This is a genomic window from Saccharomonospora iraqiensis subsp. iraqiensis (assembly GCF_000430445.1).
Taxonomy (GTDB): domain Bacteria; phylum Actinomycetota; class Actinomycetes; order Mycobacteriales; family Pseudonocardiaceae; genus Saccharomonospora; species Saccharomonospora iraqiensis.
In genome coordinates this window covers 7,219-10,785 of the sequence record NZ_KE387063.1, presented here as the reverse complement: position 1 = coordinate 10,785, position 3,567 = coordinate 7,219, and the positions used below count along the sequence as shown (strand labels likewise).

The 3,567-nt window shown below is 72.4% G+C and carries 5 protein-coding genes; 3 read left to right on the top strand and 2 right to left on the bottom strand.

The window, feature by feature from the left end; all coding sequences use genetic code 11:
- Positions 1–71 precede the first annotated feature (71 nt).
- Positions 72–1,145: a thiamine ABC transporter substrate-binding protein gene (locus ACTIR_RS0105635; protein ID WP_026453541.1), complete on the bottom strand. Its 1,074-nt coding sequence runs from the start codon at positions 1,143–1,145 to the stop codon at positions 72–74.
- 165 nt (positions 1,146–1,310) lie between these two features.
- On the opposite strand from ACTIR_RS0105635, the gene ACTIR_RS0105630 reads away from it, so the two are divergent.
- The 3 genes from ACTIR_RS0105630 to ACTIR_RS0105620 all read left to right on the top strand — a co-directional run bounded on the left by ACTIR_RS0105630 (position 1,311) and on the right by ACTIR_RS0105620 (position 2,833).
- Positions 1,311–1,601 carry a 4a-hydroxytetrahydrobiopterin dehydratase gene (locus ACTIR_RS0105630; protein ID WP_007026404.1) on the top strand — a complete coding sequence of 97 codons (291 nt, stop codon included), beginning with the start codon at positions 1,311–1,313 and terminating at the stop codon, positions 1,599–1,601.
- A 114-nt stretch (positions 1,602–1,715) separates the two neighbouring features.
- Positions 1,716–1,967 (top strand): hypothetical protein, encoded by a 252-nt coding sequence (locus ACTIR_RS0105625; RefSeq protein WP_026453540.1) that lies wholly within the window; start codon positions 1,716–1,718, stop codon positions 1,965–1,967.
- A gap of 146 nt (positions 1,968–2,113) precedes the next feature.
- Complete coding sequence (locus tag ACTIR_RS0105620; RefSeq protein ID WP_233345835.1) at positions 2,114–2,833, top strand: hypothetical protein; 720 nt, start codon at positions 2,114–2,116, stop codon at positions 2,831–2,833.
- 36 nt (positions 2,834–2,869) lie between these two features.
- On the opposite strand, the gene ACTIR_RS0105615 is transcribed toward ACTIR_RS0105620, so the two are convergent.
- Complete coding sequence (locus tag ACTIR_RS0105615; protein WP_026453538.1) at positions 2,870–3,499, bottom strand: TetR family transcriptional regulator; 630 nt, start codon at positions 3,497–3,499, stop codon at positions 2,870–2,872.
- Positions 3,500–3,567: the final 68 nt, after the last annotated feature.

The following is a 3,567-nucleotide window of genomic DNA, read 5'->3' as shown; positions in this document are numbered from 1 at the left end:
CGGCGCGGCCGCGCCCAGCACCCGCGGAAAGCCGCCACCCCGCCGGGTCTCCGCCCGGCGGGGGCCGTCGGTCACCGGTCGAGCACCGTGCGCCATTCGCCGATCCAGCGTTCCCGGCTCTCGCTCACCTGCTCGGTGGGCAGCGACATCGGGTCCCGCGGGCGGGGTGCCACCTGCGCCCAGCCCTCGGGCAGCGCGACGCCGTGCCGCGTGGGGTAGACGTACATGTTCTCGGCGAGAGCCGTCTGGAAGCGGGGCGAGAGCAGGAAGTCGACCACCTCGCCCGCCGCGTCCGGCCGGTCGGTGCCCGCCAGCACACCCGCGTACTCCACCTGGCGGTAACAGGTGTCGAGCAGCGCGCTCGTGCGGGGACGCCCGTCGCGGCCGACCTCCGCGGCCGGGGAGGAGGCGTAGGAGACCACGATCGGCCGTTCGCCCTGCCCCGAGGAGCCGGAGAACTCCTGGGTGTAGGCCTCGGTCCACCCGCTGACCACGCGCGCGCCGTTGTCGGCGAGGTCGCGCCAGTAGTCGGTCCAGCCGTCCGTGCCGAACTCGGCGACGGTGGCGAGCAGGAACGCCAGCCCCGGCGAGGAGGTCGCCGGGCTCGGCGTCACGAGCAGGTCGGCGTACTCCGGTTCGGTGAGGTCGGCCAGCGTGGTGGGTTCGGCGACGTCGTTCTCCGCGAACCACCCGCTGTCGATGTTGACGCACACGTCGCCCACGTCGACCGCCGACAGGCGCTGCCGTGGGTCGATCGTGTACCGGTGCGGGCCACGGTCGGCCTCCGGGCTGGTGTAGGGCTCGAACACCCCCGCGGACAGGGCCCTGCCGGCGAAGGTGGAGTCCACGCCGTACGCGACGTCGCCGATCGGGTCGTCCCGGCGCAGCACGAGCTTGTTGGTGAGCTCGCCGGCGTCGCCCTCCTTGCGCACCTCGAGCCGGAGCCCGGAGCGTTGTTCGAACCCGTGGACGACCTCCTCCGGCACGGACCACGACTGGTGGGTCACCAGCGTCACCGTGACCGGCTGCTCCGACGACTCGTCGTCGCCGGCCATGACGGTGCATCCGGTGGCGAGCACACCGGCCGAGACCAGGGCGGCCGCCACCCGCGCGGAACCCGGCCGCGGACGGAAGCTGTGGCCCATTGACCCTCCTTGCCGTGTACCGGCGCGGAAGGTGCCCCCTTCCTGCGTCGGCATGATCCGAATCAGGTGCGAAACGGTCGCGGGCCGCGGACCCGCCTCTCAGCCCGGCGCGCCGGACTCCCGTGGCAGCGTGCAGCGTACCCGTCCACGTACCACGATGGAGGCATGACGGAGTTACTCAGTGACGAGCGGATCGACCAGGCCCTGTCCCACCTGCCCGAATGGCACCGCGAGGGCAACGCGATCGAACGCACGGCCCAGCTGCCCGACTTCCCACACGCGATCCAGGTCGTGAACCGGGTCGCCGAGATCGCCGAGAGCGAGAACCACCATCCGGACATCGACATCCGGTTCCGGACCGTGACCTTCCGGCTCAGCACCCACTCGCACGGCGGGATCACCGAGAAGGACACGTCCCTGGCGGGGGAGATCGACGGCGCCCTGGACACCATGTGATCCCGCTCCCGGACGCGCCACGAACGGTGTGATCTCGCCCGTTCCGGGCAACTCCCCCACCGACGCCGAGCGTCATCCGTTTCAGGGATCATCCGTTGTCGAGGGGAGTGCGCGATGAACCGCAACGTCCGGCCGGTCCTGTCTCTGCTGGGGTTGCTGACCGTGTTCCTGGTGGGCCTCGGCTCCGGTGTGGCCTCGGCGCAGGAGGAGACCGGCACCCCTCCGGAGAGCGCGCCGACGCCCCCGTCGGACGTCGTGGTCCAGGCCCTCGTGGTGGGCGGCACCGCGTTCGCGGTCATGGTCGCCACGGCGTTCGCGGTGCTGTTCTACACCGCCCGCAGGCGCCGGCACGTCGAGCACGGCTGATCCCGCCCGGATAACCCGCGATCGGTGGTCCACCGGTCGGGTCACGACACCGGGCGGGGTGCCCGGCACCTGGTTACGCTCCTCGGGCCCGCGACGACGCGGGCACCGTGACCGGCGCGGATACGCGGCAGTTCCCGAGGAGAGACATGTTTGCGAGGCAGTGGATCGGCGGGCTCCTGGTCGTCGTGCTCGGGGCGGCGACGGTGTCGTGCTCCGGCGTCGAGGGCACCGGAAACGGGACCGGTGACGCGGTCCGCGACTCCGCGACCGGGGCGCCCCGCGACACCGGCGCGGCCTCCCGGGACGCGGACCAGGAGGTCGTGACGATGTTCGACCGGTACCGGCGCGCCCTGGAACAGGGCGACGGCGCCACGGCGGTGGAAATGATCAGCGACGAGACCGTCGACTACTACCGCACCCTGGCCGAGCTCGGCGCGACCGCGGGGCCGGAACGCCTCGGGGAGCTGCCCGCCCTGGACCGCTACAACGTGGCCGTGTTCCGGACGATCTCCACGCCCGCGGAGCTGGAGGGGATGAGCGGGCGGGAGGCCTACGTCCTCGGCGTCGAGGAGGGCATGGTGAACAGCGCCGCGATCGCCCGGCACGACATCGGCGAGGTGACGGTGCAGGGCGACGAGGCGACCGCCACGGTGCTCCGGGACGGGGAGAAGGGGCCGTTCGAGTACGAGTTCGCCCGCTCCGGCGACACGTGGACGATCAACATGATGCCGATGGTGGGTCGTGCCCGGTCGGCGTTCGCCATGATGGCCGAGCAGCAGGGGCTGAGCGAGGACGAACTGATCTTCCGGTCGGTCGAGACCACCACCGGGACCCGCCCCGACGAATCGATCTTCGACCGCCCGTGACGCCGTGCCGTGCCCACCCGGGTGGGATCACGGCGCTCAGCGGGAGTGACCGCCGGACGACGGGACGCCGAGCACCCGGCCCGCCACCCAGGCGACGTGCTCGGCGGTGCGGGCCGGGGTGTCCGAGGGCTGCATGACGTGGCTGAGCACGACGCGCACCACGACGTCGATCGCGACGGCCAGCTCGTCGGCGGTCAACGGCGGCCCGTACCGCGCGAGCCGGTCGGTGAGTACCGACTTGGCGGTGGTCAGCAGCGGGCCCGCGTGGGTGGTCAGCAGCGGCAGCAGATCGGTCTCCGCCGCGTGCGTCGCGGACACGATCGCGTGCAGCAGGACGTTGTCCTCGGCCAGTTCGAGCACGGCCTCGGACGCCGCACGGATCGCGGGCACCAGCTCGTCCGGGTTCCGCTCGAAGGCCCACTCCACCGCGGCCAGGAACCGGTCGAGCTCGTGGTGGACCATCGCCTCCGCGAGCGCGGACTTCGACCCGATCTCGTTGTAGACGGTCTGCCTGCTGACGCCGACCAGGTCGGCCAGCCGGGACATCGTCAGGTTGGACCATCCCGACCGCACGGTGAAGCCGATCGCGGTCTCGATGATCCGCTGCCGGTACGGGCCGCCCTGTGCCCTCGTCGCGGTCGCCACGGCCCCGGTCATGGCCGCCATTCTAGCGACGGGGCGGCCGGGACGGGGGCGGTCCCGGCACCGGCTCACCCCGGCCGCCCCGGTCGGCC